The sequence below is a fragment of the Nocardia sp. NPDC004604 genome (assembly GCF_040609795.1).
Classification (GTDB): Bacteria; Actinomycetota; Actinomycetes; order Mycobacteriales; family Mycobacteriaceae; genus Nocardia.
Window position 1 is genome coordinate 1 of sequence record NZ_JBEXLC010000269.1, and the last position, 5,307, is coordinate 5,307.

Consider the following 5,307-nt stretch of genomic DNA (forward strand, 5'->3'; position numbering starts at 1 on the left):
AGGAAAAGAAAAAGTCCACGTTGATCGGGTTGTAGATGGAGATACATTTGTGGCTAAGAAATCAAATGGTGAGCACCGTGGACAAGCCGTTACGCAGCGATGCCCAGCGCAACCGGGACGCGCTCGTATCCGCCGCCCGCGCGGTCTTCGAGGAACGCGGCCTAGACGCGCCGCTCAAGGAAATCGCCGCCCGTGCCGGGGTCGCCATCGGCACCCTCTACAACCGCTTCCCGACCCGCGACGATCTCATCGCCGCCGCCGTCGAGGACCGCATCGGATCCGGCGCCCGCATCGCCCAGCAAGCGCTGGAAATCCAGGACCCCTGGGACTCCTTCGTCTACCTGGTCGAAAAGGTCTGCGAACTCCAGGCCGCCGACCGCCTGCTCAGCGACCTCGCCCTACGCGACGCCCCGAGCCCCGCCATTGCCCGCGCCCAGGAATACGGTCACGGCCTGATGCGCCGAATCGTCACCCGCGCACAAGAATCCGGCGCACTGCGCCCCGACTGGGTCCTGGAAGACATCGCCTTCATCACCTGGTCGCACACCCGCATCATCGAAGCCACCGCCAAGATCGCCCCCGAAGCCTGGCGCCGCTACCTGGCATTACTCCTCGATGGCCTCCGCGCCACCGCCGCCCACCCTCTCCCCGTGCCCCCCATCACCGAAGACCAACTGATGCAAGCGCTTCGGGGCTAGTCGACTGCCGCACCCGGCCCGCAAACAGTTGCGGCCACGTCACATTGATTCCGGCACGCCGCGCGGGCACTGGCCGCCATCGACATCGATTGGGAGGTACCGGAACCCATTACCGATCCGATGGCAGTGATCTCGGCTCCGAAGCGACTGGAGGTGCACGAGCGCGGCGGTATCGCCCGCGTGCCGCGCCATCACTTGCACCGGTGTACGGCGTGCAGTCTTCGATACGGCGCGCAGCTGGCTTCAGCGCGACTGGACTGTCCGCGTAGCGAGGCCGGCGGGGAGGTCACTGGTACGGATAAGGCGGCTGACCGACAGGAGGCTGTTGCGGGTACTGCCCGGGCTGAAAGCCGGGCTGCTGATAGGGATCTGGTACCTGGCCATATGCCTGCCCGAAGGGCGCAGGTTGCACATAAGGCGCGGCCGTTGGCTGCACGGGCTGACCATACGGCGCCGCATACGGTTGGACCGGCTGACCGTATGGGTGGGGCATGCGGGCCGCGGCTATCCAGCGGCCGGTGGAACCGACGGAGGCGCAGATGAGGATGGTCAGCGGGATTACGCCCACGATGACAGTGATGGGATTGTGGGTGACAATGCCCAGAACGGAGCCGATCAGGCTGAGCGAGGACATGATGATCAGGATTACCCGGCCCGCCGTTCTCCGGCGGAACAGGAGCATCGCACCGAGCAGCCAGAGAAATGCGATGAGTCCCCCGAGTGCGATCAGGGCGTAGACGTAGCCGGGCACTTCCGGTGGTGGCGCGCCGTAGCGGCGATAGTCCGACGATTTGTTGCTCTCGTTGATAGCGACGCACAATCCGAAGATCACACCGATAAGGCCGAGTAGGCCGACGATCACCGCCAAGACCGCTGCGGTGAGCGCGGTACCACCACTCGCCCGCTGCTGATAGCCGTACGTGGGTTGCGGATAGCCATAACCCGGTTGGCCGTATGGGTAACCCATCGAGATCTCCCTCCCACTTCGATCGCGAAACTCTACCGCGCCATGGCGGTTTCGCTCGATGCGAGCGCGATCAGTAGGTCAGGGCGGGGTGGGGCGGACGGGTGCGGCGGGCAGCGGTCCAGCGGGCGGCGTACCCATTGGCGGCCAAGAGGAGAACGAGGAGTGGTAGGGCGAGGTCTATCGCGCTGCGGAGCAGGTTTTCCTGGATCAGGGCGCTTGTCTGGCCGACGAGGCCGAACAGCGGTGACACCCAGGCATGGTGGTCGGCGGTGGACCACCAGAAGATACCGAGGCCGAATTCGTGGTTGGTGAGCGAAAAGGCCAGTCCGACAATGCCGATGGCGATCGAGACGCCCGACGCGACGACCAGCGTGTACCGACCGGTCTCGTCCTGACGCCAGAGCTGGACGCCGCCGAAGATCAGGGCGAAGGCCATGAGCGCCGCGCCGAGTGTGGTGAAGATGACGAGGGAATTATCGAAGCGGCTGCGATTGCCGATGAAGTCGATCAGCAGCGCGGTACCACCGATCAGATCGGTCAGTCCGCCGAGCACCGCCAGCACCGCGGCGGTCTGCGCGACCGCACCACTCGGGGCCCGATCCTCACTCTTGTACAGCATCGTCGACGCTCCTCCCCGCTCGTTGCGGACCACCCGATCCTACGGCCGCCGGGCTCGGCTCAGTAGCGTCGCAATCCAGCGGCCGGTCGACGGCACGACGGCGGCCGCGAGCGGCGCCACCACCGGTTCGGCTACCGGTCGAAACATCGCCGGTGCGCCCACTCGGCCTGTGCCCGGCCGCATGGAACCGAATCGCCACGGCAGATATCGCAAAGCGGGGCGCCCGCACGCAATATGCGGACGCCCCACTTCTCGATCCCCCAGTAGCACGGGAGCTTTCGGACTACCGAAGGTTGGCCTCGGCGTACGCCTTCATCGCGTCGCGCACGAATTCGGCTGTCCCTTCACCGTGTACGTCGTAGTTGGCCGCGAATCGCGGGTCGGCGACGTACATTTCGCCGAGTCCGGTGAAGTGCTCGAAGGACGGGCGGCTTTGGGAACCGCCGCCCACCCATTCGTAGTGCCGCGCGACAATGGCCTGGACCTCGTCGCTATCGGGGGCGAGACCGGCCGCGTGCGCCCGGCCGTAGTCGGCGGCAATATCCAGGTGGGCCTGGAAGTGCAGGTTCTTGTCCGCCTCGCTGAGCGAACGCCACCAGCGGTCGCTGCGCTCATAGGCGTCCTTGCCCCAGCGTTCGATCACCTCATCCTTGTACCGAGTGTGGTCGAAACCGTCGAAAACCTCTGCTGCCATGAGTTGTTCACCTCGTTCCGTCTTGTGCAGCGTGTTGGTTACCGACTCGATCTGGCGCCGGATCCGATCCTGTTCGTGCCGAAGCAGTTCCAGGTGCGTGCGCAGCGCGGCGGCGGTGTCCTGTTCGCCCGCGAGAACTTCGGCGATGACCGGAAGGCCGAGGCCGAGTTCGCGCAGTAGCAGGATGCGTTGCAGCCGAACCAGGGAGTCCTGGTCGTAGAAGCGGTAGCCGTTGGCGCCGATCCGGCTCGGCGGCAGCAGCCCGAGCTGCCCGTAGTGGCGCAGTGTGCGGCTGGTGGTACCGGCCGCCTTGGCCAGATCCTGGATGGACCATTCGGTGCCCGAGTTCATGACCTGTTCTCCCTTCTTTCTCGTCGGTACAACCAGCTTGCAAGTTGACGTTACGTCAAGGTCAACCCATTTCGACCTGGACTTTCTAACGGACTCCCACCGGCACACGACGCTCGGTCACCGCGGGCGCGACCCGTGGCTTGGCGACCACCTGTCCGAGCAGAGTGCCGCCGAGGGCGATGGCGAGTCCGAGCACCTGCAGTGGGCTCAGCGCCTGCCCCAGTGCGATCCAGCCGATCAGCGCCGCCGAGACCGGGCTGAGCAGTCCGAGGAACGCGACCGAGGTGGCGGGCACCCGGGAGATGCCGCGGAACCAGAGGAAGTACGCCAGCGCCGTGCCGAACACGCCGAGGTACAGGTAGCCGCCGATGGCCGAACCATCGAGCGCGGGCGGTGCACCCTCGATCAGGAAGGCGAGCGGTGCGATGAACAGGCCGCCCGCGGTGAGCTGCCAGCCGGTGATCGCGAGCGGTCCGACGCCTTCGGGCCGCCCCCAGCGCTGGGTGAGCACGGTGCCCATCGCCATGGACGCCGCGCCCGCGAGTCCGGCGATGACGCCGACGGTGTCGAGTTGGGCATTGGCCCGCAGCACGACGAGCGCGACACCGAAGACACCGATCAGACCCGCGATCACCTTGCGCCCATTGGGCTTTTCGGCGAGTACGACGGTCGCGAAGGCCAGCGCGAACATCGGGGCGACCGCGCCGAGCACTCCGGCCACACCGCCGGGCAGCCGGTACGCGGCCAAGAACAGCAGCGGGAAGAACGCACCGATATTGAGGACGCCGAGTGCGGCGGCGCGCCCGAGCCAGATGCCGCGCGGCAGGACTCGGGTGATGGCGAGCAGCGCGAGCCCGGCGGGCAGTGCGCGCATCAGCGCAGTGAAGAGCGGACGGTCCGGTGGCAGGAATTCGGTGGTGACCGCGTAGGTGGAGCCCCAGGTGATCGGGGCCAGTGCGGCGAGCGCCAGGGTGCCCGCGTACGAGCTACGCGCGGCGGTGGTTGTTGTCATGTCGGTCGCTCCTCATTGATAATCTCAACGTTGAAATATCTACCCGCTGTCATATCTCGCCGTCAAGTAGATGAATGTTGAGATAATCACTATCGAGAGGAACGCCGTGGCCGACGCGATCGATCTGTTCACCGCACACTGGAACCGGGAACGGCCGGACGTCGACGTATCACCGATGGCGGTGATCGGGCGCATCCAGCGGCTGTCCCGACTGCTGGAACAGGAGCTGAAGAAGTTCTTCGCCGGACACGGACTCGAGTTCTGGGAGTTCGACATGCTCGCGACGCTGCGGCGCTCCGGCGGCGCGAAGGGACTCACCGCGGGCGCGCTGAACCAGGTCGCCATGCTCACCTCGGGCGCCATCACCAACCGTATAGACCGACTGGCGGCCAAGGGCCTGGTCGAGCGCGTCCCGTGCGCAGAGGACCGCAGAGCCATCCTCGTCCAGCTCACCCCGACCGGCCGCACCCTGATCGACGAACTGCTGCCCCTGCACATGGCAAACGAACAGCGCCTACTCGCCGTACTGGATCAACCAAACCGAGATCAGCTGGCAGACCATCTCCGCACCCTGGCCGAATCACTCGGCGATACCCCTGCATCCTGACCCAGTACCTACCCGAACCAGGGCCTACCCCGCGTCCTCCTGCCACAGTTCTTCGCTCGTCGGCCCACCGGAGACAGCCGGTGGACGTGGCGGGGTCGGGGTCGACGCGGTCCTCGGTGCGACGGTACCCCCGGGCACAACCGTGGAATTCGGCACAGCGTTACTGCCCGGCGCTACGAAACCTCCTGGCGCTGCGGCACTCTCGGGTCCACGGGCACCTCCGGGCAGCACCGCCCCGGGCGAAACACTACTGCCCGGCGGCACCACACCACGCGGCCCGAGCACATCTGCGGGCACCGAACTTTCGGGACCGAGGGTGGCTCCGGGCAACGCCCCATCCTGCGGTCCGAGCACACCGC

At 66.4% G+C, this 5,307-nt stretch carries 6 protein-coding genes and 1 pseudogene; 2 read left to right on the top strand and 5 right to left on the bottom strand.

What is annotated here, in order from left to right; translation table 11 throughout:
- Positions 1-65: 65 nt before the first annotated feature.
- Positions 66-698: a helix-turn-helix domain-containing protein gene (locus tag ABZW16_RS42825; protein ID WP_354961895.1), complete on the top strand. Its 633-nt coding sequence runs from the start codon at positions 66-68 to the stop codon at positions 696-698.
- A 286-nt stretch (positions 699-984) separates the two neighbouring features.
- On the opposite strand, the gene ABZW16_RS42830 is transcribed toward ABZW16_RS42825, so the two are convergent.
- The 4 genes from ABZW16_RS42830 to ABZW16_RS42845 form a co-directional block, all read right to left on the bottom strand.
- Entirely contained in the window at positions 985-1,665 is a 681-nt protein-coding gene (locus tag ABZW16_RS42830; RefSeq protein ID WP_354961896.1) for a hypothetical protein, read from the bottom strand.
- Between the two features lie 70 nt (positions 1,666-1,735).
- Positions 1,736-2,284: a hypothetical protein gene (locus ABZW16_RS42835; protein WP_354961897.1), complete on the bottom strand. Its 549-nt coding sequence runs from the start codon at positions 2,282-2,284 to the stop codon at positions 1,736-1,738.
- A 283-nt stretch (positions 2,285-2,567) separates the two neighbouring features.
- Entirely contained in the window at positions 2,568-3,329 is a 762-nt protein-coding gene (locus tag ABZW16_RS42840) for a MerR family transcriptional regulator (protein ID WP_354961898.1), read from the bottom strand.
- A gap of 85 nt (positions 3,330-3,414) precedes the next feature.
- Complete coding sequence (locus ABZW16_RS42845) at positions 3,415-4,341, bottom strand: EamA family transporter (RefSeq protein WP_354961899.1); 927 nt, start codon at positions 4,339-4,341, stop codon at positions 3,415-3,417.
- A 106-nt stretch (positions 4,342-4,447) separates the two neighbouring features.
- Between ABZW16_RS42845 and ABZW16_RS42850 the strand changes: the two genes are divergently transcribed.
- Positions 4,448-4,948: a MarR family transcriptional regulator gene (locus tag ABZW16_RS42850; RefSeq protein ID WP_354961900.1), complete on the top strand. Its 501-nt coding sequence runs from the start codon at positions 4,448-4,450 to the stop codon at positions 4,946-4,948.
- Positions 4,949-4,972: 24 nt separating this feature from the next.
- Here ABZW16_RS42850 and ABZW16_RS42855 read toward each other — a convergent pair.
- A pseudogene (locus tag ABZW16_RS42855) lies at positions 4,973-5,307 on the bottom strand (hypothetical protein); the annotation flags it as partial.

What these genes read in the sequence shown, in the direction of transcription:
- ABZW16_RS42845 (WP_354961899.1), bottom strand. Translation starts at nt 4,341, where the DNA reads ATGACAACAACCACCGCCGCGCGTAGCTCGTACGCGGGCACCCTGGCG.
- ABZW16_RS42835 (WP_354961897.1), bottom strand. Translation starts at nt 2,284, where the DNA reads ATGCTGTACAAGAGTGAGGATCGGGCCCCGAGTGGTGCGGTCGCGCAG.
- ABZW16_RS42840 (WP_354961898.1), bottom strand. Translation starts at nt 3,329, where the DNA reads ATGAACTCGGGCACCGAATGGTCCATCCAGGATCTGGCCAAGGCGGCC.
- ABZW16_RS42830 (WP_354961896.1), bottom strand. Translation starts at nt 1,665, where the DNA reads ATGGGTTACCCATACGGCCAACCGGGTTATGGCTATCCGCAACCCACG.
- ABZW16_RS42825 (WP_354961895.1), top strand. Translation starts at nt 66, where the DNA reads ATGGTGAGCACCGTGGACAAGCCGTTACGCAGCGATGCCCAGCGCAAC.